This is a genomic window from Paenibacillus enshidis (assembly GCF_042136365.1).
In the GTDB taxonomy this organism is placed as follows: Bacteria; Bacillota; Bacilli; order Paenibacillales; family Paenibacillaceae; genus Paenibacillus; species Paenibacillus enshidis.
Window position 1 is genome coordinate 32,912 of record NZ_JBHHMI010000025.1, and the last position, 24,746, is coordinate 57,657.

At 51.9% G+C, this 24,746-nt stretch carries 22 protein-coding genes and 1 other RNA gene; 18 read left to right on the plus strand and 5 right to left on the minus strand.

Features of this window, described 5'->3' with window-relative positions; genetic code table 11:
• Nucleotides 1–206: 206 nt before the first annotated feature.
• A complete protein-coding gene (locus ACE41H_RS20420; protein ID WP_375357408.1) occupies nucleotides 207–1,037 on the minus strand; it encodes a hypothetical protein in 831 nt (276 codons plus the stop codon).
• Nucleotides 1,038–1,051: 14 nt separating this feature from the next.
• Nucleotides 1,052–3,016, minus strand: coding sequence for a M1 family metallopeptidase (locus ACE41H_RS20425; protein ID WP_375357409.1), 1,965 nt, complete (start codon nucleotides 3,014–3,016; stop codon nucleotides 1,052–1,054).
• A gap of 122 nt (nucleotides 3,017–3,138) precedes the next feature.
• Here ACE41H_RS20425 and ACE41H_RS20430 point away from each other — a divergent pair, with 122 nt between their 5' ends.
• Nucleotides 3,139–3,645: a YwhD family protein gene (locus tag ACE41H_RS20430; protein WP_375357410.1), complete on the plus strand. Its 507-nt coding sequence runs from the start codon at nucleotides 3,139–3,141 to the stop codon at nucleotides 3,643–3,645.
• A 93-nt stretch (nucleotides 3,646–3,738) separates the two neighbouring features.
• On the opposite strand, the gene ACE41H_RS20435 is transcribed toward ACE41H_RS20430, so the two are convergent.
• Entirely contained in the window at nucleotides 3,739–4,461 is a 723-nt protein-coding gene (locus ACE41H_RS20435) for a DNA-3-methyladenine glycosylase (RefSeq protein ID WP_375357411.1), read from the minus strand.
• A 46-nt stretch (nucleotides 4,462–4,507) separates the two neighbouring features.
• The gene (locus ACE41H_RS20440) at nucleotides 4,508–6,574 is read right to left on the minus strand and encodes a transglycosylase domain-containing protein (RefSeq protein ID WP_375357428.1); all 2,067 of its coding nucleotides are present in this window, start codon (nucleotides 6,572–6,574) and stop codon (nucleotides 4,508–4,510) included.
• A 253-nt stretch (nucleotides 6,575–6,827) separates the two neighbouring features.
• Here ACE41H_RS20440 and speE point away from each other — a divergent pair, with 253 nt between their 5' ends.
• The 3 genes from speE (at nucleotide 6,828) to argS (ending at nucleotide 9,942) form a co-directional block, all read left to right on the plus strand.
• Nucleotides 6,828–7,655, plus strand: a complete 828-nt coding sequence (speE, locus tag ACE41H_RS20445; protein WP_375357412.1) for a polyamine aminopropyltransferase — start codon at nucleotides 6,828–6,830, stop codon at nucleotides 7,653–7,655.
• A 185-nt stretch (nucleotides 7,656–7,840) separates the two neighbouring features.
• Nucleotides 7,841–8,266, plus strand: a complete 426-nt coding sequence (locus ACE41H_RS20450; RefSeq protein ID WP_375357429.1) for a YwiB family protein — start codon at nucleotides 7,841–7,843, stop codon at nucleotides 8,264–8,266.
• Nucleotides 8,263–9,942 carry an arginine--tRNA ligase gene (gene argS, locus ACE41H_RS20455; protein WP_375357413.1) on the plus strand — a complete coding sequence of 560 codons (1,680 nt, stop codon included), beginning with the start codon at nucleotides 8,263–8,265 and terminating at the stop codon, nucleotides 9,940–9,942. Before ACE41H_RS20450 ends, argS begins: the two co-directional genes overlap by 4 nt.
• Before the next feature lie 66 nt (nucleotides 9,943–10,008).
• Here argS and ACE41H_RS20460 read toward each other — a convergent pair whose 3' ends face one another.
• The gene (locus tag ACE41H_RS20460; protein ID WP_375357414.1) at nucleotides 10,009–11,166 is read right to left on the minus strand and encodes a S8 family peptidase; all 1,158 of its coding nucleotides are present in this window, start codon (nucleotides 11,164–11,166) and stop codon (nucleotides 10,009–10,011) included.
• Between the two features lie 396 nt (nucleotides 11,167–11,562).
• On the opposite strand from ACE41H_RS20460, the gene rpoE reads away from it, so the two are divergent.
• From rpoE to ACE41H_RS20530, 14 genes are all read left to right on the plus strand, one after another.
• A complete protein-coding gene (gene rpoE, locus ACE41H_RS20465) occupies nucleotides 11,563–12,105 on the plus strand; it encodes a DNA-directed RNA polymerase subunit delta (RefSeq protein ID WP_375357415.1) in 543 nt (180 codons plus the stop codon).
• Between the two features lie 378 nt (nucleotides 12,106–12,483).
• Complete coding sequence (pyrG, locus tag ACE41H_RS20470; protein ID WP_375357416.1) at nucleotides 12,484–14,085, plus strand: CTP synthase; 1,602 nt, start codon at nucleotides 12,484–12,486, stop codon at nucleotides 14,083–14,085.
• 172 nt (nucleotides 14,086–14,257) lie between these two features.
• Nucleotides 14,258–14,650: a response regulator gene (locus ACE41H_RS20475; RefSeq protein WP_375357417.1), complete on the plus strand. Its 393-nt coding sequence runs from the start codon at nucleotides 14,258–14,260 to the stop codon at nucleotides 14,648–14,650.
• 284 nt (nucleotides 14,651–14,934) lie between these two features.
• Complete coding sequence (gene fba, locus ACE41H_RS20480) at nucleotides 14,935–15,789, plus strand: class II fructose-1,6-bisphosphate aldolase (RefSeq protein WP_375357418.1); 855 nt, start codon at nucleotides 14,935–14,937, stop codon at nucleotides 15,787–15,789.
• A 208-nt stretch (nucleotides 15,790–15,997) separates the two neighbouring features.
• The gene (gene murA, locus ACE41H_RS20485) at nucleotides 15,998–17,251 is read left to right on the plus strand and encodes a UDP-N-acetylglucosamine 1-carboxyvinyltransferase (protein ID WP_375357419.1); all 1,254 of its coding nucleotides are present in this window, start codon (nucleotides 15,998–16,000) and stop codon (nucleotides 17,249–17,251) included.
• 170 nt (nucleotides 17,252–17,421) lie between these two features.
• Complete coding sequence (gene rho, locus ACE41H_RS20490; RefSeq protein ID WP_375357420.1) at nucleotides 17,422–18,747, plus strand: transcription termination factor Rho; 1,326 nt, start codon at nucleotides 17,422–17,424, stop codon at nucleotides 18,745–18,747.
• Between the two features lie 55 nt (nucleotides 18,748–18,802).
• The gene (locus ACE41H_RS20495) at nucleotides 18,803–20,080 is read left to right on the plus strand and encodes a radical SAM family protein (protein ID WP_375357421.1); all 1,278 of its coding nucleotides are present in this window, start codon (nucleotides 18,803–18,805) and stop codon (nucleotides 20,078–20,080) included.
• Between the two features lie 107 nt (nucleotides 20,081–20,187).
• On the plus strand, nucleotides 20,188–20,385 hold the full coding sequence (rpmE, locus tag ACE41H_RS20500) for a 50S ribosomal protein L31 (protein ID WP_375357422.1): 198 nt from the start codon (nucleotides 20,188–20,190) through the stop codon (nucleotides 20,383–20,385).
• 134 nt (nucleotides 20,386–20,519) lie between these two features.
• An RNA gene (ffs, locus tag ACE41H_RS20505) (signal recognition particle sRNA large type) lies at nucleotides 20,520–20,786 on the plus strand.
• Nucleotides 20,787–20,943: 157 nt separating this feature from the next.
• Nucleotides 20,944–22,680, plus strand: coding sequence for a DNA polymerase III subunit gamma/tau (dnaX, locus tag ACE41H_RS20510; RefSeq protein ID WP_375357423.1), 1,737 nt, complete (start codon nucleotides 20,944–20,946; stop codon nucleotides 22,678–22,680).
• Between the two features lie 45 nt (nucleotides 22,681–22,725).
• On the plus strand, nucleotides 22,726–23,037 hold the full coding sequence (locus tag ACE41H_RS20515) for a YbaB/EbfC family nucleoid-associated protein (protein WP_375357424.1): 312 nt from the start codon (nucleotides 22,726–22,728) through the stop codon (nucleotides 23,035–23,037).
• A 27-nt stretch (nucleotides 23,038–23,064) separates the two neighbouring features.
• Nucleotides 23,065–23,664 carry a recombination mediator RecR gene (recR, locus tag ACE41H_RS20520; RefSeq protein WP_375357425.1) on the plus strand — a complete coding sequence of 200 codons (600 nt, stop codon included), beginning with the start codon at nucleotides 23,065–23,067 and terminating at the stop codon, nucleotides 23,662–23,664.
• Nucleotides 23,665–23,901: 237 nt separating this feature from the next.
• Nucleotides 23,902–24,201, plus strand: coding sequence for a DUF2508 family protein (locus ACE41H_RS20525; RefSeq protein ID WP_375357426.1), 300 nt, complete (start codon nucleotides 23,902–23,904; stop codon nucleotides 24,199–24,201).
• The gene (locus tag ACE41H_RS20530) at nucleotides 24,198–24,464 is read left to right on the plus strand and encodes a pro-sigmaK processing inhibitor BofA family protein (protein WP_375357427.1); all 267 of its coding nucleotides are present in this window, start codon (nucleotides 24,198–24,200) and stop codon (nucleotides 24,462–24,464) included. Before ACE41H_RS20525 ends, ACE41H_RS20530 begins: the two co-directional genes overlap by 4 nt.
• Nucleotides 24,465–24,746: the final 282 nt, after the last annotated feature.

Genomic DNA, 24,746 nt, shown 5'->3' on the forward strand with positions numbered 1-24,746 from the left:
TGTCTAAAAAGGTTACAGCAATAATTACAAAGTTGTTACTATCAGTTCACAGGGACTATTGTAACAAAGGAAGCATAGTTTGGCAAATGTTTCATAGCAAAAAGCTGTAAAAAAATAGTCTCTGCTAAAACAGAGACTAAAAATATCGAAAGTACTATGTTAAAAGAATTTACATGAGATTATTTTCAGCAGACGCTGGCATCATTTTACTCCTTGGTGAACGAATCACAAGTAGTATTCCATAAATAATACTGTGCAGATGTGTGCCATATTGTAAAAAGTGAAGAAATGAAATGATAAGTCTGGTGAAGGATGAGTGCAAGCAACCCTGTCCACAGCCAGCCAGAGACGCTAAAGATAGAGAGCAGGACGATGACAGATGCTCCGAGCACTGCGGATATTCCGATGCCGGGGAGAATACACCGCATGCAGCAGGCGAGCGAGAACCATGCGCCCCTCCCGCTGATCGTTCCGAACTGCATGTACATCACGCATTGACGGATGAGCCAGGCCAAAATGCCCCATAAAACGATGTAAGGGAGAAGGTGGACGGCGGCAAGAAGCGGTTCTTGCAGCGAACCGGACAGAGTCTGCAGCAGACGCGGTACAATCCAGTACCCGGGAAGCAGCAGAAGGCAGGTTTCAACCGTGTAATATAAAAGGGACGAACGCCAGAACAGACGGATGCCGGTGAGAAAGGAGCGCCGCCCCTGCTGTCTCTTCATATGCAGGCTGTAATATACACCCGCCCGGACCAACGGGGTCAGCAGCATGCGCAGCACGATGACCGCAAGCAGAACCCACAAATACAGATGGACGGAAGAGCTTTGCGCCAATGCAATCTGGCTTTCCATCCAGAATAAGGTCCGGTTGAGCTCGCTCTGGCCGCTTCCCGGATAGCGCAGCAGCAGAGGCACGATACCCGATTCAGTGTACTTATAGTTGAATACTCCCCAAGCAAGACGGTAGATAAACAGCAGAATTACGATAAAAAAATGCAAGCGGACGAGCGTCCAACCCTCTTTGACAGAATTCATCACCTGCGGACACCTCACCATGACAGACTTCTAATCAAAGCTTCAGCCAGCCTGGTCATCCCCAGAAGCCAGCGTGTTTCGGTTTTCTCCGGCAGCTCAGCCAGCAGTGTGTTATTCAGGTGGTTGTTCTCCAGAGGGATCGTATGAAGAGGATCAATGACCACCGAGACTGCAGGGGACCTGCTTTGAAAACGGTAGGTTACCTTCTGCTGTTTGCCGTCCCATGTCTTCTGTATGCTGCTTTTATCCTTGAATGCTACTTGGATAGGTACGGCCGGCACGTCGCCGCCCTTTTTGGACACGGTAACGGCAGACTCGTACATGCCATTCTCCAGCTTGCGCAGCTGAATGCTGTCTACCGCAAAATCAGCCATTTGGCTGCCATATACGTACTGATTGAAATAGGGAGACCATGAACGGCCTGTCACGCTTTCCACTATACGCTGAAAATCGCGGGTGGATGGATGCTTGAAGCGGTATTTCCGCACATAGGAACGGAGCAGGGTGTCCATTTTGGTGCTCCCCAGCTGTTGTTCCATCCCGAGCAGCACCAGCTTGCCGCGCAGGTAGGCATTCTGCGCATAGTGGTCAGGCGAGCTGTATTTCCACGCTTCGCGGGTCAACGACTGAGGAGCATAGACCTGTCCAGACTGCAAAGGAATATTCGGGATGAGACCGTATTCCTGTTCCATTAATTTATCCTCCGCATAGGATGTAAACCCTTCGTCCAGCCACGGTTCCTCAAATTCATTGCTGGCCACGATGCCGTAAAAATATTGATGGGCGATTTCATGCACCACGGTCCGCTCCAGGTTATATCCTGGTGTAGCATCGTCAGCCCCGAAAGCCGTAACCAGCGTCGGGTACTCCATCCCGCCGGCGCCGTTTGCGTTTTGCGGAGGAACGACGATGGACAAGGTGGAGTAGGGGTAGGGCCCGTACCATTTGCTGAAGCTGTCCAATGCGGCCTTGGCTGCATACATATACCGGGCTTTCAGCTCTTTGTGAGAGGAATCCAGATATAGCTTGATCTTGACGCCTGGCACCTGTGCGGTGGAGAAGGGCTCTTCATAGGTGACGAAATCAGGCGAGGCCGCCCAGGCGAAGTCATGCACGTCATCGGCATAGAACTGATACATTTTCCGTCCGCCTTGGCTGACCGGAGCCCGGATGGGAAAGCCGGTGGCGGCTACAGTATAGGAATCGGGCACCTGAATGCGTACGCTGTAAATTCCGAAATCGGCATAAAACTCGGAATTGCCGTGGTATTGGTGCAGATTCCACCCCTCTTCAGCACGGTCACGCCGCCCGGCGGGCTCATAGACGCTGATTTTCGGAAACCACTGCCCGGCCATGACAAAATCATCGGCATACCCCATCCGCGCAAAGATTTTGGGAAGCTTCACTTCAAAGGTCATATAAAGGGTGATGCTCTCTCCCCCTTTCACGGGTCTGGGGAGCCTGACCTTCATTAGCGTCTGGTCCGCGGTATTGCCGTCATCAGGCTGCACGTACTGGATGCGGTGCATCAGCGGAAGCCCGTCCTCTGTCTTCAGATCCTTCAGTGTGATTGAGCCGTAGCCGTTTGCGGGCATCGTGTCATTGCGCAGCTTGCCGCCCGTTTCCTTCATAAACGTCGTTTCCGGCGATGCGAAGGCATTCGGGTACATATGAAAATAAAGCTCATTGACGGGTTTGCGTCCGGGATGCTTCCAGGTGATGGTTTCCTTTCCCTGTAGAATCCGCCCTTCTTCCAAAGACACATCGATGTGATATTCCACGACCCGGTTGCTCAGAACCTCAGCCTTGGATTGTGAAGGCACGGCAGGAGCCTGGGGCATGGAAGAGGGAGCCGGAGGCTTGGCCTGTTCCGGCGCAGCCGCAGCGGGTGACTGACGGGCGGACACAGCGGTTCCCCCGGACAGGATGGAAAGAACAAGCAGCAGACAGAGAAAGGTTTTGCCGCGCTGTAGCTTCATATTGATTTGGATACCTCCCGTTGACAAGCATCTACAGCATGTATATGTTTGCTTTCGGGAGATTATTAGTTAAAATAATTTGTAGATGTTGAATGGCCGACAATGATATGGAGGAATAGATTATGAATCAGAATCAGCCTGACGGCAAGAAGCAAATCGCTTTGAATATTGTGAGCAGCAAAAGCAAGCATAAAGGCTTTGGGGCCGGCTCCATCGACCTGAACAACATGTCCCCGGTCATCATTGACCGCGGTGAAGCGAAGATTGATATTGGAGCCATGCACGCAAAGAGCAAGGTGGAGCGCGGGATCAAATTTTCGGCCAACAAAGAGGACGTGCCTAACGGCCGTCAGGTGTGGGTCGTATGGGTAGCGGTGGACCGGACGGCGGACAGCCGTTTTTACGGTGGCGCGACGGCCTGTGAGATGCTGATTGATGAAGAGGCCAAGCGGGGCTGGAAAATTCTCGCCGACCATGTGAACCGGATGGATTATGCGCTGAAGCGCAGATTTATGCTGGATGAGCTGGGCGGTGAGGAGAAGACTGCGCTGAAGAAGCTGCTGATTTCCCATAATGAAGAATGGTGGAACGCTTCTCCTGATGAGTTAAAACAGGCGCTTGAGAACTGAGAAAATACTATAGATAACGAACAAGGGGTGTCCTAAAAGGTCCATTAACCTGGGGCACTCTTTCGTATGTTCTGAGACGCTCCGTGCGCACCCTTACAGCTCTCCATACCTGCTGAACCATTCCAGAGGCGCTTTCTTGGCAGAATTGTAAGCATGGTTCTCAATAATGAAGCGCCAAGGCTTGCTGGCGTATTCTTCAGCATAATCGATGTTGATGCGCGGGCCGCGCATGATGCCGAAGTCCGGCGCGGCTGGCGGTGCGGCTTCCAGCCACAGGGGGCCGGACGGCTGGTGCAGCGGGATGCCGTTCAGGCTTTTGTCGATGCGCAGCGCCTTGCACAGTCTGCCGGGTCCGCCGCTTAACTCGTAAGGCCGTTTCGGGGCCCCGCCTCTGTAGCTTGCCATCAGGGCGGCATCCCTGTCCGTAAGCGGTTCAACAGCGCGGATCAGGACCGCCTGCGGATCATCTTCCGCGCCGGTCACGACGTTCAGGCAGTGGTACATTCCGTAAATGAGATACACATAAGCGCCGCCGCCCGGCTGAAACATCGTCTCTGTACGAGCGGTCCTGCGGTTGCTGTAAGCATGACTTCCTTTGTCTTCCGCGCCGCCGTAGCTCTCCGTTTCAACGATCCGGCAGCGGATTTCCCCATCCTCCGTTAACCGGACGAGCGTTTGGCCGAGCAGTCGCGGGGCCGCTTCCAGCGCACTCATGGCGAACAAGCAGGCAGTGAGCGGGATGGGCTTGCCGGCAGCCTCCGAGTTGCCCGAGAAGGGCGTTCGGGAATGCGCTGTCTGTTCATGCTGTTGATTCACGAGTACACCTCTTCCTGCTTATGATCTGTACTCATGATAACATAACCTATTCCATCAGCCAGCGTTTGAAATCAGCCCACCAGGATCTTTTCTCCTCCCGGTCATTCGCCTGCAAGCCGTCCTGCAGCATCTCCGTGTTCTCCGGCTTCGTGCTTCCTCCGTGCCCTGGGCAGGCTTCCTTGGGCTCCGTCCCTTTCAAGAACACCTCCAGACGCCGGCTGGGGCAGTCGGCGGTAGCGAGCTTGCCGGAATCCGGATCGATGTATGCACTGACGACACCTTCCGGGATGGGGAATATTTTGGGCGGGACGTTCTCCAGCGCCTTCTCCGTATATTCAGCGAAAATGGGAGCCGCGCGGTGAGCGTCCGTGGCCGTGATGCTCTTCCCCTTGTCATAGCCGACCCAAACGGCGGTTGTCAGCTCGGGTGTAAAGCCAATCATCCAGGCATCGGTATCGGTGGTGCCGCTCTTGCCCGCCACCGGCCGCTTCATCAGATCGGCCACGCGGCTTCCGGTGCCGCCTTCCTCGAATACGCCCTCCATCAGGCGGGTGAGCACATAAGCGGCCGCAGGCTTGACGACCTGCTTGCCGGCAGGCTGTGGAGCCTCGTATATGATGCGTCCGCCCGCGTCGGTAATGCGGAGAATGGCGGTCGGCTGCACCTGCACGCCGCCTCCGCCGATAACCGAGTAGGCAGCGGCCATTTCATACGGGCTGACAGGCGATACCCCCAGCGCGAGTGACGGGACGTTCTCCAGCTTGCTTGTAATGCCCATGCTGTGAGCCGTGGATATGACCTGTTCCGTCCCGATCTTCAAAATGGTATTTACCGCATAAATATTGTCCGAGGCCGCGATAGCGCGTCTCATATCGATCTCTCCGAGATACTTGTCCCCGAAGTTGCGCGGCTGGTACGTTTTCCGGTCGTCGTCATACCGGAAAAGTGTGGGTCGGCTCTCGAACATCGACAGGCTCGTCATCTCGCCGGAGTCCAGCGCAGTCAGGTACATGATCGGCTTGAAGGCCGATCCGGGCTGGCGGGTAGCGGCGAATACGTGGTTATATTGATTTTCCACATAGTTTTTCCCGCCGACCATGGCCTTGATATAACCGGTACGGGGGTCCATGGAAATGAGGGCCGTTTCCAGTCCGCTGCTGCCCTTCAGCCCCTTGCTGACAGATTGCTCCGCTGCCTGCTGCATACGCATATCCAGCGTCGTATAAATGCTCAGGCCGCCATGTTCAAGCAGCTTCTCGTCAATTCCCAGCTTCTCCACGGCCAGCTTCCGTATATAATCGCGGAAATAAGGGGCAGCTTCCACGCTTCTCCGTTCGCTCTCGGGCTTGAGTGAAAGGATCTGCTCGTAAGCTGTGTCCGCCTCGGCAGCCGTGATGCTGCCCGTTTCAACCATGGAGTCGAGCACGATCTTCTGCCGGTTTTTGGCGTTCTTCATATGATTGTAGGGGGAATAGTAGGTCGGCCCCTTGGGGATGCCTGCGAGCAGAGCGCTTTCCGCCAGATTCAGCTTGTCCGCCGATTTGCCGAAATACATTTGCGCTGCTGCCTCAATCCCGTATGCACCGTGCCCGTAGTACACTTCGTTAAGATACATTCCCAGAATTTCATCCTTGCTGTACTTCATTTCGAGCTGGGCAGTATAAAAAGCTTCCTTGGCCTTGCGCGTCCAGGTCCGTTCATGGGAGAGATACAGATTGCGTGCCAGCTGCTGGGTCAGCGTGCTTGCACCCTGCGCCATTTTCCAATTTTCCAGGTTTACAAGCACCGCTCTGGCCATGCCTTTAAAATCAAAGCCGGGATGGCTGTAAAACTTGCGGTCCTCCACGGCCAGGGTGGCGTCGATCACATCCTTGGAAATGGCGTTTAACGGCACGGGGATTGAATTCTTTCCGCCAGCCGAGAAAGTGGCAATCACCTGTCCCTCGCTATCGAGCAGTCGGGAGTTGCGGTCCGTATCCGCCAAGGGGAGACTGGTGCCGTATAAATAAACAAGTAGCGCCGCTGCAGCGATCAACCCGATCAGAGCGGTAGCGAAAGCTACTTTTATAAATAAAAAGAATCCATGTCCTTTGCTTGTTGAATTGGGCCGCATCCCGCTCATTTGATCACCTTCCTCACATATATTGACTACCCATTGACTAGTCATTATTGATTATTCATTATTGTCAAACCTCCGGGGTCTATTCATACAGAACCGCATTCGTAACGGGGGCGGGGAGGTTTTTTACGAAGAAGAGCAGATTTCATCTTCCCGGAAGGGTAGATTATATACGGAAAGGACGCCAAAATCATATTTGTGAGATAATAAGTGCAACACTAATCCTGACGGGAAAGAAGGTAAAACGATGGAATTGTGGTTTACAGAGAAGCAGACTCCCTCTTTCGGCATCACGGCCAAAATTAAACAGACCTATGTAAATGAAAAAACGGAATATCAGGATCTCGCCATGGTGGAGACCGAAGAATTCGGCAATATGCTCGTCCTGGACGGCATGGTGATGACTACGGTAAAGGATGAATTCGTCTATCATGAGATGGTGGCCCATCCGGCGCTGAACACACACCCGAATCCGAAAAAGGTGCTGGTCGTCGGTGGCGGGGACGGCGGCGTGGTCCGCGAAGTCATCAAGCATCCTGAAGTAGAGAAGGTCGTTCTGGTTGAAATTGACGGCAAAGTCATCGAATATTCCAAAAAGTATCTGCCTGAAATTGCGGGCAAGCTGGATGAGCCCAATGTAGAGGTTCTAGTCAACGACGGGTACATGCATATTCTGGAGCACAAGAATAAATATGACGTGATTATGGTCGACTCCACCGAACCGGTCGGCCCCGCCGCCCCGCTCTTCGAGAGTGGATTCTACCAGGGCATCTATGAGGCGCTGAAGGATGACGGGATTTTTGTCGCCCAAACGGACAATCCGTGGTTCAAGGCCGATCTGATCCGGAAGGTGAACCAGGACGTGAAGGAAATTTTCCCGATCGTACGCGTCTATGGCGCCAACATTCCTACTTACCCAAGCGGATTGTGGACGTTCACGCTAGGCAGCAAAAAATATGACCCGCTCGAAGCGGATGAAACGCAGATTCCTGAAATGGATACGAAATATTACAGCCCGCGCCTGCATAAGGCTGCGTTTGTTTTGCCCAAATTCGTGGAGGACCTGATAAAATAAAAGCTGTTGACCGGTTAAGGATCTGCAGCGCATTATCCATCATGATAGCCCTGACTCTGTCCGACTCGCCAGGTTGATCCTGCGCTTCGGTGAAGACAGGGTTTTTTGCTGTTTGAATTGAATTGCGGCGGGGAACTGGCTATAGTAGTACAGTAGGAATGCATAGAATGGGAGCCGAAAAAACGATGCCGCAGCACATACCAGTCCGCATCCGTCTGCACAGCCGCCATGACGGTGAGAATGTCGTGCAGGAGCTTCCCGCGGAAGCGACGATCCGCGGCGGCAGCCTCTACGTCAGGTATGAGGATTCGCAGGAAGGGCCGCAGGGCGGAACAACACGGACCACCGTTAAAATCGGGAAAGACGAGCTTAAACTGATCCGCCACGGAGACATCCAGTCCGAGCAGACCTTCAAGCCGGGCAGCAAGCTGCCCGGGTTTTACCGTTCACCATACATGAACTTCATGCTGTCGACTGATACCGGACAGCTGGATATCCGGCTGCACGGCCATTCCGGCAGTGTAGAATGGGCATATGATCTGTATGTATATGAAGAGTTTTCCGGACATTTCGCGATCAGTTTGTTGATACAGGAGGAGCAAGAAACATGACCAGCAATCCGCTTGAACAGGTGAATCAGAAAGTAAAAGAAGCCATTGAAGCCGCCATTCTGGCGGCAGGCATCGTAAGCCGGGAAGAGCTGCCGGCCGTTGCGCTGGAGGTTCCGAAGGATAAGGAGCATGGGGATCTGGCCACCAACGCAGCCATGCAGCTGACCCGTATTGCCAAGAAGAATCCGCGCCAAATCGCGGAACAAATTATCGAGCACATGGATCTGGCATCCGCTTCGATTGAAGGCGCGGAAATCGCCGGTCCGGGCTTTATCAATTTCAGACTGAACAAAAGCTATCTGTATCCGGTGATCGGCCGCGTGCTGGAGCAGGGAGACGACTACGGGCGCACGCAGGACGGAGCGGGCAAGAAGGTGCAGATTGAGTTTGTCAGCGCCAACCCGACTGGCAGCCTGCATCTTGGGCATGCGCGCGGCGCGGCTGTCGGTGATTCGCTTTGCAATGTGCTTGATTTTGCCGGTTATCAGGTCACCCGCGAATACTACATCAATGACGCCGGCAACCAGATCTACAACATGAGCCGCTCCATCGAGGCCCGTTATTTGCAGCAGCTTGGTCAGCAGGCGGAAATGCCGGAGGATGGCTACCACGGAGAGGATATTATCGGTTTCGCCAAGGAATTGATCGAAGAGAAAGGCGACTCCCTCCTGTCCATGAGCCCGGGGGATCGCGCGTCCTTTTTCCGGGAATACGGCTTGGAGAAGGAACTGGATAAAATCAAGCGGGATCTTGAGCGTTTCCGGGTTCCGTTCGACTCATGGTTCAGCGAGACCTCCCTGTACGAGAACGGGGAAGTGCTCAAGGCGCTGAATGAGCTGCGCGACCGCAATGAGGTGTACGAGAAGGAAGGCGCAACCTGGCTCAGCACGACGAAGTATGGGGATGACAAGGACCGGGTGCTCATCAAAAACGATGGCACCTATACCTATCTGACGCCGGATATCGCTTACCACCGTGACAAATACGAGCGCGGATACGACATCATCATCAACATCTGGGGTGCCGACCACCATGGCTATATTCCGCGTATGAAGGCCGCCATGGAGGCGCTCGGCAATGACCCGGACAAGCTTAAAGTGCTGATTGCCCAAATGGTAAGCCTGTTCCAGAACGGGGAAAAAGTAAAAATGTCCAAGCGTACCGGCAAAGCCGTTACGATGGAGGATCTGATGGATGAAGTGGGCGTCGATGCGATCCGCTACTTCTTCACGATGCGCAGTATGGACTCGCATCTTGATTTCGATATGGACCTGGCGATTTCCACGTCCAATGAGAACCCTGTTTTCTATGTGCAATATGCGCATGCCCGCGTATGCAGCGTCTTCCGTCAGGCGGAGGAGCAAGGACTCACTGTACTGCCGCTGTCGGAAGTGAACCTGTCCAGACTGAAGGCCGAGCATGAATACGACCTGCTCCGCAAAATCGGCGAGCTGCCGGACGAAGTGACTACTGCGGCGGCATCCTATGCCCCGCACCGCATGATTCGTTACGTATATGAGTTGGCGTCCATGTTCCACAGCTACTACAAGGCTGAACGGGTGATTACGGAGGATGCGGAGCAGACGCAGGCCCGGCTCGCATTGCTGGCTGCCGTCCGCACGGTGATTGCCAACGTGCTGAGACTGGTGGGAGTAACGGCGCCGGAACGCATGTAACTGGCAGACAAATTACAAGACATCCGGTCCTGGAAATGATAAACCTCGGACCGGATGTTTTTGATATTACTTAAGCTTAATGCCTTCCCGAACCAGCCGGCAGGCATCCACTTCCCCCAATATGTTGGTTTTGGACACTGTGCCTGACCGTCGGCGAATGGGCGAGGCTGTCCTTTTCAGCAGCGCTTTGATCTCACCTGGTGAAAGACCGGGCCTTTTTTCGAGCAAAAGCGCGATAGCGCCGCTCACATGAGAGGTCGCCATGGAGGTGCCGCTCATTTCATGGTAGCGGTTGTTGGTCCATGAGGAAATAATTTTTTCACCGGGCGCATAAATATCCACATGGGGACCACGGTTACTGAATAAAGCGATGCGTCCGAAACGGTCCGTGGCTCCGACGGCGATCGTCTGCGGATAACGGGCGGGATAATCGATAGTCTGCCTTTTGCCGTCATTGCCTGAGGAAGCGACGATCACAATTCCGTTGGCATAAGCTTTATTGACGACATCAAGCAACGCTTTGCTGCGTGTTTTCATGCCAAAACTCATGTTGATAATATGGACCCGGTTGCGAACACACCAATCAATGGCAAGGATGATGTCGGACACGTACGCCGACCCGTTATGGTCGAACGACTTGACAGGATAGATAATTGAGCCTGGGGCCACACCGACGGCCCCCCGCTCATAGCTGGCAGCTGCGATAGCTCCGGCGATATGGGTGCCGTGCCCGTTATCATCGTGCGGCAGAAGGGCCCGGTTCAGCAGGTTGACCCCGCGGGCAAGACAATGCCGAAGGTCGGGATGACGAAAATCGACGCCCGTATCAATGACGCCGATCCGGATCTGCGAGCCTGTAGACAGAGGCCATGCCTGATGGGCTTTTATTTTTTTGACTCCCCAAGGGAGAGTGGAGACGGTCTCCGCGGAGAGCGGAGCGGTCCCGCCGTGAACGCGGATGCGTGAGTCTTCTTCAATGGCAACACCGTTCTGGTATTTGCCGAGCCGGTCTCTGCAGGCCAGCGGGGCGATCAGGGCCCTGATCAGGTGGGAGGACTGAACGCTCCTCAGCCCGGATAAACCCGGCTTCATTTTCTGCAAATACGATAGACACTCCCTGTATTGAGACGCTTTATTGAACCGGATAATCTGTTTTGGTTGTCTGGAGCGGGCAGGCTCCTGAATAGCCTTGTTTAATAGCTGCAAAAATCCCGGATAGTCCATGTAGAAGCGCTCCCCCCTGTTGAGCCGTACTGAGTTATTGTATGAACAGTGCTGGAGAGCTGTATGAGAAACTTGCCCCATTTTACAATTAATAGGCGTCCCATCGTGTCATTCATTAACTGCGGACATAGGATACTGTTAGAGCCACAAGGCTCTTCCGCATCACCTTTGAAGGCATGCCTTCAAAGGGGATACAGTCAGAGGCGGGGAAACCCGCCTTTTTTGCATGCCCGCACCCCCGTATTCTGAAATCCTCTCCCGGAACGGGGCATTTGACTTGCATTTTACGCCTAAATAAGGTTTACTTAGGTGTGATAATGGATAAGTTAGTCTGCATAAAGCTGTTTGCAGGCTAGAATGTTCGTGTGAATTACGCGTGAGAGGAAGTGTCCTTAAGTGAGTACGCCACTCAACTTGAAGATTGACCCTGAGAAAGTCCATGAAATTCCGATGGTAGATCTGGCATTCATGGTGCTGAAAACAGCCAATACGCCTTTTTACTACCGTGATTTAATGAATGAAGTTGCCAAGCTGCGCGGCTTGTCTGAAGAAGAAATCAATGATGTCATTGCTCAGCTATATACCGAGATCAACATTGATGGCCGGTTTGCCTGTGTAGGCACCAACCTGTGGGGACTCAAGCGCTGGTATCCGGTAGATAAATCGGAAGATGCCATTACAGGCGGCAAGCGTCCGCGCATCATCAATGATGAGGACGATGAGGAAGAAGATTATCATGAGGAAGAGGAAGAAGTCTACGACTCTGACGATGATTTCGGAGATGTCGATGATTCCGAAGATGCTGATGATGATCTGTTCGATGGCGACGATGATGATGACACCGATGAGGACGTCGTGCTGGATGATGAGGACCTCGAGGAAGAGGAAGATCTGGAAGAAGAGAATGAAGATGAGCCGACGGAAGAAGATGAATACTAATATCGGAATATGAGGGAGATAGAATCTCCCTCTTTTCCTTTTTGCTCCATTTTCTGCTTGCCTGGGAAGTGGTCCAAAGTTTCTTGACAGAGGTATGAACAAAGGGTAAACTATTGCTTGGGCTTATGATTGAGTTATATAATATGTGCATTTAGAGTGCTAAAAGTGCCCCGTCACAACGGGTGTGCTTTTTTTGTTTTTTTATAGGGTTTTTTACGGCACGGCTCGGTGCTGTTGATCCGAACATGTAAGCGGTAGGCGGCGGAGTTGGGAAATTGATCCGCTGCTTTCTTTGTGGATGATAATCCGTGCAAACGGGTTACGCTAACATCATATGTCGCCTGAATTTCTGGACTTTTTTTAGGAGGGTTTTAAACAGTGACAAAGTATATTTTCGTGACAGGCGGAGTTGTATCTTCCCTGGGAAAAGGAATTACGGCTGCTTCGCTCGGCAGGCTGCTCAAGAACAGGGGATTGAAAGTAACGATCCAGAAATTTGATCCATATCTGAACGTGGATCCGGGCACCATGAGTCCTTATCAGCATGGTGAAGTATTCGTAACAGATGACGGCGCGGAAACGGATCTGGACCTTGGCCATTATGAGCGTTTCATTGATATCAATCTGTCGAAGAACAGCAACGTTACCACAGGTAAAGTATACTCCAGCGTCATTAGCAAGGAGCGCCGCGGCGAATACCTTGGGGGAACCGTTCAGGTCATTCCGCATATCACCAACGAGATCAAGGAACGCGTATTCCGTGCAGGCCGTGAAGCAGGCTCGGATGTTGTTATTACGGAAATCGGCGGTACGGTAGGGGATATTGAAAGCCTTCCTTTCCTGGAAGCAATCCGCCAAATCAAAAGCGAAGTCGGACGCGAGAACGTGATGTACATCCACGTTACGCTCATTCCTTATATCAAGGCCGCAGGGGAAGTGAAGACAAAGCCAACCCAGCACAGTGTAAAAGAGCTGCGCAGCATCGGCATTCAGCCGAATGTAATCGTCTGCCGTACGGAGCATGAATTGTCTGCCGACATGAAGGCGAAGATCGCGCTCTTCTGTGATATTGACCCTAATGCGGTGGTGGAATGCCGCGATGCTTCAACTTTGTATGAGGTGCCGCTCAATCTGCGGGAAGAAGGGCTTGATGAAATTGTCGTCAACCATCTGAAGCTGACTACCCCTCCTGCGGATATGGCGGAGTGGGAAGCGCTCGTAGACCGAATCAGCAGACTGGAAACGACCGTGGAAATTGCCATTGTCGGCAAATACGTCGCGCTGCATGATGCCTATCTCAGCGTGGTAGAGTCCCTTTCCCATGCCGGCTTTGCTGCCAATGCGGACGTAAAAATCCGCTGGGTCAACGCGGAGGAGCTGACGGATGAGAATGTGGATAGCATTCTTGGCGGTGTAGGAGGCATTCTGGTGCCAGGCGGTTTTGGAGATCGGGGGATCGAAGGCAAAATCAGCGCGATCCGCTATGCCCGCGAGCAGAAAATCCCGTTCTTCGGCATCTGTCTTGGCATGCAGGTATCCGTCATTGAAGTGGCCCGCGCGCTGGCGGGGCTGGACGGAGCCAACAGCTCGGAAATTAATCCGGTGACGGAATACCCGGTGATCGACCTGCTGCCTGAACAGAAGGATATCGAAGATCTGGGCGGAACGATGCGGCTCGGATTATATCCGTGCAAGCTGGCTGAGGGCTCCCTCGCCATGTCTTGTTATAATGATGAGCTTGTGTATGAAAGACATCGTCACCGGTATGAATTTAATAATGAGTACCGTGAAGTGATCGAAAAAGCCGGTCTGAAAATTTCCGGCACCTCTCCGGATGGTCGCTTGGTAGAGATTGTGGAGTATCCGGATCATCCCTGGTTTCTGGCCGTACAGTTCCATCCGGAGTTTACATCCCGTCCGAACCGTCCGCAGCCGCTGTTCCGTGAATTTGTCAAAGCATCCTTGCAGCACCAAGCTTGAGCAACGAAGGCCTCCCGCGGGAGGCTTTTTCTTTGCCACAATTTTGAACGGGGGAAGGATTTCACCCATTAAGAGCGAATACCTTGAATGATCAGTTACATCGACGGCTCGCTGCTCCGGAGCTTGCTCAGGACAGCCGTTGTTGCTTTTCGAGACCCGGGAGGTTAGAAAATTGGAGAAGAAAAAGGTTTTGATAGTCGATGACCAAAACGGTATCCGCATTTTGTTGATGGAAGTGTTCAGCAGTGAGGGGTATGAGACCTTTCAGGCGGCCAATGGAAAAGTCGCTCTGGAAATTGTTGAACATGAGGCACCGGATCTTGTGCTGCTGGATATGAAGATTCCCGGCATGGACGGGTTGGAAATCTTAAAACACATTAAAACCGGAAATCCTGAGATCAAAGTCATTATGATGACAGCGTACGGTGAGCTCGATATGATTAAGGAAGCGACTGAACTGGGCGCTCTGATGCATTTCACCAAGCCGTTTGATATCGATGAGATGCGCATCGCGGTGAACGGTCAGTTGAAGGATGGGCAAGAAGAGCCGAACCCGTTCCGGTAAAACCCTGTTATTTGCACAGGGTTTTTTGTTTTTTTGCATTTTTTGTTAAACTGCAAGTATAAATTGAAGGGTGTATTCCGAAGACCTGCATCTGGCAGCCTTGCCGGCATACATGTGAAGGGCTGTTTTTTAGAGGATGAAGGGGGTAAATACAGCGTTTTGGCCCTTTTTTGTGCCTGTAAAAGCTTGTTTAGTATTTGACATGGGATGTGGTATAATAAGCCCTGTGTGAATGTCGGCTATAAAACATAGACAAACCCAATACCCCTTAGGAGGATGAAACCATGCCATTAGTATCCATGACAGACATGCTGAACAAAGCGCTTGAAGGGAAATATGCTGTAGGTCAATACAACATCAATAACCTGGAGTGGACCCAAGCTATTCTCGCAGCCGCTGAAGAAGAGAAATCCCCGGTGATTCTTGGTGTATCCGAGGGTGCCGCACGCCATATGGGCGGCTTTTATACTGTTGTAAAAATGGTAGAAGGCCTCTTGCACGACATGAAAATTACGGTTCCGGTTGCCATTCATCTTGACCATGGCTCCAGCTTTGAAAAATGTAAAGAAGCGATTGACGCCGGATTTACATCCGTTATGATCGACGATTCCCACAGCCCGATCGATACCAACATTGAGACAACCAAGAAAGTCGTTGAATACGCACATTCCAAAGGTGTTTCCGTTGAAGCCGAAGTTGGCATGGTCGGCGGCCAGGAAGACGATGTTATCGGTGACGTAATGTATGCCAAGCTGGATGACTGCGTTCGCATCGTGAATGAAACCGGCATCGATACGCTTGCTCCTGCACTGGGCTCCGTACACGGACCTTATAAAGGCGAACCAAACCTTGGCTTCAAGGAAATGGAAGAAATCTGCAATGCGGTTAAAGTTCCGCTGGTTCTGCATGGCGGTACTGGAATTCCTACTCATGACATCAAAAAAGCCATCTCTCTCGGAACTTCCAAAATCAACGTGAACACCGAGAACCAAATTGAGTTCACCAAGGCTGTCCGCGAGGTTCTGGCTGCCAAGCCTGATGCCTATGACCCGCGCAAATACATTGTGCCAGGCCGCGATGCGATCAAACAAACGGTTGTTGGCAAAATCCGCGAGTTCGGTTCCAACAACAAGGCGTAAGACAGGATTATTCATAGGAAGCCGTTGCTATCCTGCAGAGCTTACTGACACAGTAGATTTTACAACGGACAGACCCTTCGGGGCTGTCCGGCATCATACGGATATGGAAGCACACCGCTGAGCCGGTGTTTTTCCATTTCAGTTACCAATTGACTTCCATGTGAACATGTTTGCAGCTGTGAAGTGAAGTAGGGGGACCCTAAAGCTTATGGAAAAATTGATGATTAGCGGTGGACGTCCACTGCAGGGCATGGTATCCATCAGCGGAGCCAAGAATAGTGCAATCGCCTTGATTCCTGCCGCTATTCTGGCGGAGTCGGAAGTGATACTGGATAATTTGCCTCTTCTTAGCGACGTTGCGGTGTATGCCGAGATTTTGGAGGAGCTTGGGGCAAAGGTTGCCTGGGAAGGCAGCCAAATGCGCATTGATCCTTCAGCCATCAAATCCATTCCGATGCCTAACGGCCCTGTCAAGAAGCTTCGCGCTTCCTATTATATGATGGGGGCAATGCTCGGAAGGTTTAAGGAAGCGGTAGTCGGACTCCCGGGAGGATGCAATTTCGAGCCTCGGCCTATAGACCAGCATATCAAAGGCTTTGAGGCTTTAGGAGCGACTGTCACCAACGAGCATGGATCCATTCATTTGCACGCTAAAGAGCTGCGTGGCACGAAGATCTATCTGGATGTCAGCAGTGTCGGAGCGACCATTAATATCATGCTGGCGGCCGCCCGGGCCAAAGGCGCTACAATTATCGAAAATGCGGCCAAAGAGCCTGAGATTATAGATGTAGCCACACTGTTAAATTCGATGGGCGCCGTCATCAAGGGAGCTGGCACCGAAACGATCCGGATCGAGGGTGTGTCGGAGCTTCACGGTTGCCGCCACTCCATCATTCCGGACCGGATTCAGGCCGGCACCTATATGATAGCTGCAGCCGCCACCCGCGGAGATGTGCTGATCGACAACATCATTCCCAAGCATCTGGAGGCCATCACCGCCAAAATGCAGGAAATGGGTGTGGTCATTGAAGAATTCGATGAGAGCATCCGGGTCAAGGGAACGCCTTCATATGAGCATGTTGATGTCAAAGCGCTGATCTATCCGGGTTTTGCCACAGATCTCCAGTCTCCAATGACCAGCCTGCTGACGCAGGCCCGCGGAGTAAGCGTGCTGAGCGACTTCGTGTACAGCAATCGCTTCAAGCATGTGCCGGAATTGGTCCGCATGGGTGCCAAAATTCGTGTGGAAGGACGCTCGGCCATCATCGAGGGCGGTAATTTGAACGCCGCCAAGGTCAAAGCTGCCGATCTGCGGGCAGGCGCAGCGCTGGTTATTGCCGGGCTCACGGTAGAGGATGGAGTTACCGAAGTAACCGGTGTTGAATATATTGATCGCGGTTATGATCATCTCGTATCCAATTTGCGGATGCTGGGAGCGGATGTGTGGCGCCAGAGTGAGTGATAGTGCACCAGGTGGTGTCGGATTAACGCTGCAATAGCTGGCGCAAGGAAGCAAAAGGCCTTGCGTCTGCGCTTTTGCTGCATAATTTATACCTTTTTGGGTAATAATAAATGAATGAAGATTTTGTCCTTTATCTTAATGGACTTATTAATTGAATAGGTGGTTATTACATGGATCTGCAACTTTCCGATTTGGAAGAAAAGAAGCTGACGGATTTATACAAGCTTGCCAAGCAGTATCAAATCCCGTATTACGGTCAGTTGAAGAAAAAAGAGTTGATTTTTGCCATCCTGAGGGCACAGGCGGAACAAAGCGGCCTGATGTTTATGCAGGGGGTCCTGGAGATTTTGCCGGAGGGCTACGGGTTCCTGAGGCCGATTAACTATCTCCCGAGCGCCGAGGATATTTATATTTCGGCTTCGCAAATTCGAAAGTTCGATCTTCGAACAGGAGATTTGGTATCCGGGAAATGCCGTGCTCCGAAAGAGAATGAACGATACTTCGGGCTGCTTCAAGTGAATGCAGTCAATGGTGAAAGTCCAGAGCATGCGGCGGAACGACTGCATTTTCCGGCCCTGACTCCACTTTATCCGCAGACCAAGCTGGTTCTTGAAACCTCCCCCAACAATTTGTCTACGCGAATCATGGATATACTTGCCCCTGTTGGACTAGGACAACGCGGATTGATCGTAGCCCCTCCAAAAGCTGGGAAGACGTTACTCCTCAAAGAAATTGCCAACAGCATCTCAACCAACAATCCCGAGATCGAATTGTTTGTTCTTTTGATCGATGAACGCCCTGAAGAAGTAACCGATATGTCGCGTTCGGTGAAAGGGGAGGTTGTGGCTTCGACGTTTGACGAACTGCCCGAGAATCATATCAAGGTGGCTGAGCTGGTGCTGGAGCGCGCGTTGCGTCTGGTGGAGGCGAAGAAGGACGTTGTTATTTTGCTGGACAGCATTACACGGCTGGCACGTGCCTACAATCTGGTCATTCCTCCTTCCGGCCGCACGCTGAGCGGCGGTATCGATCCGGCGGCATTTCACCGTCCGAAACGGTTCTTTGGCTCTGCCCGGAACGTGGAGGAGGGCGGCAGCCTGACCATTCTGGCAACTGCACTGATTGATACAGGCTCGCGTATGGATGACATCATTTATGAAGAATTCAAAGGTACGGGCAATATGGAGCTGCATCTTGACCGGAAACTGGCTGAGCGCCGCATTTTCCCTGCCATTGATATCAGGCGTTCGGGAACGCGCCGTGAAGAAGTTCTGCTTAATAAGGATGAGTTGGACACCATCTGGGCCATCCGTAAAAACATGACGGAAAGCCATGAATTTGTGGAAAACTTCCTGAAAAAGCTGCGCAACACCAAAACCAATCCCGAGTTTTTGGCTTCCTTTGACATTACTGCTCCGGCGGGGGGATCGAGCAGCGGTCAGCGCAGAACGCCAAGATCGGCGGCAGCTACGGTTACTGCAACTACGAATGGGTAAAATATGATCAGACCTCAAAAGCTGCAACGCTTGAAGGAACGAAAGGAGTTCCGTTATGTATTTGGTATACGCTGATGAAAAGGGCAACGTCTTTGACCATCCTTCGCTGTTCGGTCTTGCCCGCAGCGCCGATATGATCGTCGAAATTATGGAGGATGAGTTGATACCGCTTCCCGATGGGGCTACTCTGGTTGGGCTGCCAAATACACGACCGGTAGGCATAAATCCGGATACGGGGGAAATGGTGCCGTTGCCGGGAAACGTGCAGGCTGTAGGCGCCCTTTTGCCCCAGGGATATACGCGACTCTGTTTGCCGGGTTATGTGAAGACGGACAAGGAATACCGCCTTCCGTTATTCGGATATTCGGCCGTTGTGTGGAAAGACGGTTCGTTTTACGTCACAGCGGAACAAAGCGATCAGCCGGGCAAATGGAATCCGGACAACTGTGACCGTAATCAGGTGAGACTTGGTGTTCAGCGGCTGACGGAGCAGTATCCGGACAACCGCTTGTATCAGCATTTGTCCAATTGTGCGCTTGGTTATGAGTGCCTGACCTCCTCGAATACCTTTCTGAACCGGTGGGAAGGCGGTGTGCCGGTATCCTACTCCTGTAATGCGGGATGCTTCGGATGCATATCCGAGCAGCCGGATGACAGTGGATTCGTATCCCCGCAGACCCGTATGAATTTCCGGCCGCGGGTGGAGGAAATTGTAGAGGTTATGCTCGAGCACCTGAAAACCCCCGAATCCATCATCAGCTTTGGACAAGGGTGCGAGGGTGAGCCCTCGACGCAGGCCAAGCTCATTATCGAAGCCATCCGGGAAGTCCGTAAAACAACAGATATGGGATACATCAATATCAACACGAATGCCGGGTTGACTGATCATATCCGGGGAATTGTAGATGCTGGGCTTGATCTGATGCGGGTCAGCACAATCAGCGCGCTGGATGATCATTACAATGCGTATTACAAGCCGCGCGCCTACTCCTTGGCCAATGTGGAGAAATCCTTGAAATACGCGGCCGAGCAGGGAGTGTATACATCGATCAATTATCTGATCTTTCCGGGTGTAACCGACCGGGAGGAGGAGATTGAGGCGATGATCGAATTTGCCAAGCGCACCAAGCTGAAGCTTATTCAAATGCGCAATCTCAACATCGATCCGGAGGCGTACATGGAGCTTATTCCTCCAGCCCAAGGCGAGGTTTTGGGGATGAAGCAGATGCTGGGGATTTACCGGGAGGAGCTTCCTGATGTCGTGATCGGATCGTATACCCATGTTCCGCCTTCAGGGCAGGCGCGGGCGAAGATGCCGGTGATGTCACGTTGAATTGAACGAAAATCGTTGCGGATAACTGCAATGGGTGATATAATGTGTTCATATGTCCATATAACTCTGGGCTGATAAGATGCTCAGGGCGGAAAGAGGTGAAACTCATGCAAGAAGCTATTCAACCGAAATACCACGTTACTACTGTAACATGCGCTTGTGGCAATACGTTTGAAACAGGCTCCGTCAAAGAAAACCTGCGCGTGGAGATTTGCTCCAACTGCCATCCGTTCTTCACAGGCAAACAGAAGTTTGTTGATGCTGGCGGACGTGTCGATAGATTTAAGAAAAAATACGGAATGTAATCCGGTGTGCTGCGACGCAGCTAACCGTGAGTGGACAGACCTTTGCTTATGCGGAGGTCTTTTTTGTTGCTCAGAAGGAGAGTCCATTTTATCCCGGTTGATTTTTGTACATGCATAAGATATACTTATTTTCACCGTGCTAGATGGGGAGGTAGCGGTGCCCTGTAACTCGCAATCCGCTGTAGCGAGGTTGAATTCCTGTTAGCGGTATTGTCGATGTGAGGCTGGTCCCTGAGCACAATGTTGACGGCTGGGTCCTCCGCAATGAGTACTTGTGAACCTGGTCAGGTCCGGAAGGAAGCAGCCATAAGCAAGCCCGCTCATGTGCCGGAGGGCGGCCTAGCCCGAGTTGCCGCGCAGGTTTGCCGCTCGGATCGCAATTATCAATAACAGGTGCACGGCTTAATAGTAACACACAACATCTTTTGCCGAGGGCAAAGGATGTTTTTTTTGTGCATAAAAACCGGGGCATGTTAAAGTTTAGATTCGTACGGGAATATAGTATAATGTAGTAACGACGAAGGTCGCGAAAGTGATGTTGAAAGAGGGTAACGCGAATTGGAACATATAGCGTTGTACCGTGCTTGGCGGCCTCAGTCGTTTCAGGACATGGTAGGACAGCAGCATATTATCCAGACCTTGCAGAATGCCATACGGGAGGGGCGAACGTCCCACGCGTATCTGTTCAGCGGCCCCCGGGGCACCGGCAAGACGAGTGCGGCCAAAATTCTGGCCAAGGCCGTGAATTGTGAGCGTGTTCCGGCGACCGAGCCCTGCAATGAGTGTGAATCCTGTAAGCGGATCACAGCCGGGGCGGTTATGGATGTACAGGAGATTGATGCGGCCTCCAACCGTGGAGTTGAAGAAATTCGTGATTTGCGGGATAAAGTGAAATATGCGCCGACGGAAGTCCGGCAAAAAGTGTATATCATTGATGAAGTGCATATGCTGACGACGGAAGCGTTCAATGCTCTGCTCAAGACGCTTGAAGAGCCGCCTCCGCACGTCATGTTTATTTTAGCAACCACTGAGCCTCACCGGCTTCCTGCCACTATTATTTCCCGATGCCAGCGTTTTGATTTCCGGCGTGTGTCGCTGGAGGAACAGACGGACCGACTGGAGTTGATTTGCAGACAGGAAAATATCGAAGCGGATCGCGATGCGCTGCAGTATATTGCGCGTTTGTCCGACGGAGGTATGCGTGATGCGCTCAGTGTGCTGGATCAGATTTCGTCCTTTTCGGACGGACGGGTGACATACCGGCAGGTCATCGATATGACCGGGGGCATTGCTTCCGAGCAGTTCAGCAAGCTTGCCTTAGCGCTGCAGCAGGAGGATGTTGCTACGGTTCTGCAGATGATTGAGGGCTTCATGCAGGAAGGCAAGAGCGCCGATAAATGCATGGAGAATCTGCTGTATTATTTTCGTGACCTCCTCATGATCAAAATGGTGCCACAGGCGGATAAGCTGACGGAAAGAGTGCTTGAGCCGGCCCAGTTTCAGGAAGTGGCTGCCGTATTCACGAAAGAGCAGCTTTTCCAGATGATTGATACGCTGAATCGCTATCAAAGTGAAATGAAATATTCCGTCCAGCCCCAGACTCTGTTTGAGGTAGCTTTGTTGAAGCTTTGCAGTATCCAGCAGAAGCAGGCCCCGTCCCATCAAGAGGGGCAAGTGCCCGCGGCCGACAGCGCGGAAATTGCTGCACTTAAGAGGCAGCTCTCGGAGATGGAGAAGAAACTGGAGCGCGCTTTGCAGGCTGGACTGTCCGGTGGAGCTGGACAAGAGGGCGCTGGGAATCGGCCTGTGGCTTCAAGGGCGCCGGCCCCGCGCATTTCGGCACCGGTCAAGCTGCCTTCCCGGCTGAAGGAATTTATAGCCGCGAAATCCAGCCCTGAATTTTTGGAGGCTGCCCGCAAGTGGAGCCAGATTTTACAGCGTGTTAAGGAAGAGAAGGTTACCGTGCATGCCTGGTTTATGGATGGTGAACCTGTATCGCTGTATGAGGATTCCGTATTGGTGGCTTTCAAAAATAATATTCACCGGGAGACGACCGAGAAGCCGGCCAACAAGCAGGTGATTGAGAAGGTGCTGAACGAGCAGCTTGGCAGGCCGTTTCGTCTCATTACAATGATGCAGCGGGATTGGTCTGAGGCGATTGAAGGGGCTAACGCCCAGCCGGAAGAAGAATTCAAGCTTGAGCATGAGGGTGATGAGCCGGGAAAGTCCAAGGAGCCATGGATTGATGAGGCGATTGAGCTCTTTGGCGAAGACCTCATCGTAATCAAGGAATGAGATGTTTTAGATGAAAGAAAGTTTAGTTTAAGGAGATGATGATGAATGAATAACATGAACCAAATGATGAAGCAGGTCAAGAAGATGCAGGAGCAGATGCTTAAGGCTCAGGAACAGCTCGGGGAGAAAACGGTTGAAGGCACTTCGGGAGGCGGAGTGGTAACTGTACAGGCTAACGGGCACAAGAAGATCCTGTCCATCGCCATCAAGCCTGAGGCTGTTGACCCTGATGATGTTGAAATGCTGCAGGATCTTGTGCTGACTGCTGTCAATGATGCGCTGACCAAAGCCGACGAGGTTGCCAACAGTGATATGAGCAAATTTACAGGCGGGATGAAAATTCCGGGCCTGTTCTAATCTAGAATAACGAAGGGGCAACAGACTTTGTACTATCCGGAGCCAATTGCGAAGCTGATCGATGCATTTACCCGCCTGCCGGGGGTTGGTCCGAAAACCGCCGCCCGACTCGCCTTTCACGTGTTGAACATGCAGGAAGATCACGTGATCGATTTTGCCAAGGCCTTGGTGAGTGTCAAACGGAATCTCCATTACTGCTCGGTCTGCTGCAATATTACGGATACGGATCCATGTCGAATATGCCAGGATAAAACGCGGGACTCGTCTATCATATGCGTCGTTCAGGATTCCAAGGATCTTGTTGCTATGGAGAGAACGAAGGAGTATGACGGATATTACCACGTCCTGCAGGGCGCCATTTCGCCGATGGAAGGCGTAGGGCCCGAAGATATCCGGCTTAAGGAACTGCTTACCCGTTTGAGTGATGAGCGGGTAAAGGAGTTGATATTAGCGACCAACCCAAATATTGAGGGGGAAGCTACAGCCATGTACATTTCGCGGCTGGTCAAGCCTTTTGATATAACCGTTACCCGTATTGCGCACGGGCTTCCAGTGGGCGGGGATTTGGAATACGCCGACGAGGTAACCTTATCCAAGGCGCTTGAAGGAAGGCGCCAATTGAATTAGAGATCGGGGAGTGTCCCAAAAGGTCCGTTGACCTGGGGCACTCCTTTTGCATAGTTGCGACTCTCTTAGATCGAACTAATTCTTCAACTTGGCGGCATTTGTGAACCAATTACAGGAGCGCTTCAAAATGATTTCGATCCGGGTCCAGATACGGGTTCTAAGTTTGTCCATTTCCCGAATAAGTATGTAGAGACGGTAGGAACTATTGCCGAGTAACATTGGTTGGGAGTGAGCAATGTGTGGACCTGGAGTAAAAGAAAACAAAATGGGCTGGATAACACCGAATTTCAAACAGAACTGTTTGCGGATGTGTGCGCTGCCCGTGAGGACTGGATAAGAGCAGAGCGCATGTTTCAAGAAGCTGTCGAAACAGATCAGATTGATTACGCTATTTTTGTGCTCGAAGCGGCTGAGCGGAACTACCAGATCCAATTGAAAAAGGCCAAACAAAGCGGGCTTCACCGCCTTCGGCTCCCTGCTGATGAAGCGGGAGCAATAGAAGGTATTTTCCTGAGCAGAGGGAGGAAAGCGGAATGAAAACGATAGCGTGGGTGGTCATGTCGGTCTCTGTCCTGTTGTTGGCTTATTTGCTTGTTAAGAAAAAAGCGAGAGCGGGCTGGTTGGTCGCATTTGGTGCACATTTGGCAATAGCTGCAATCGGTATTTATCTCGTTAACTACTCCGGTTGGATTACCCAGGTGCATATCCCTCTTAATCCGGTAACCATAGGGACGGTGGCCATCCTGGGACTGCCAGGCGTGGGGTTGCTGTATGGCCTAAAGCTGGTTTTACTCAGTTGAAATCAAGATGTCAGCAAGTATCTGAGAACTGCAGTTGACGGGCAAAATGAATCTATGATACATTAGTCATTGTTGTTTTGAGCATTGAGTGACTCAGCAAGAATAAAGAAAATTATTTCTTTAAAAAAAGTTGTTGACTCATCTGAGGAACGTGTGTTATATTATTAAAGTCGCCGCTGAGATGCGGTGATGATGAAAAGCAAGTGTTTGATCTTTGAAAACTGAACAACGAGTGAGTAGGTTTTACATCGTAAAACCGATCCGCGAAGCCATTTGGTTCGT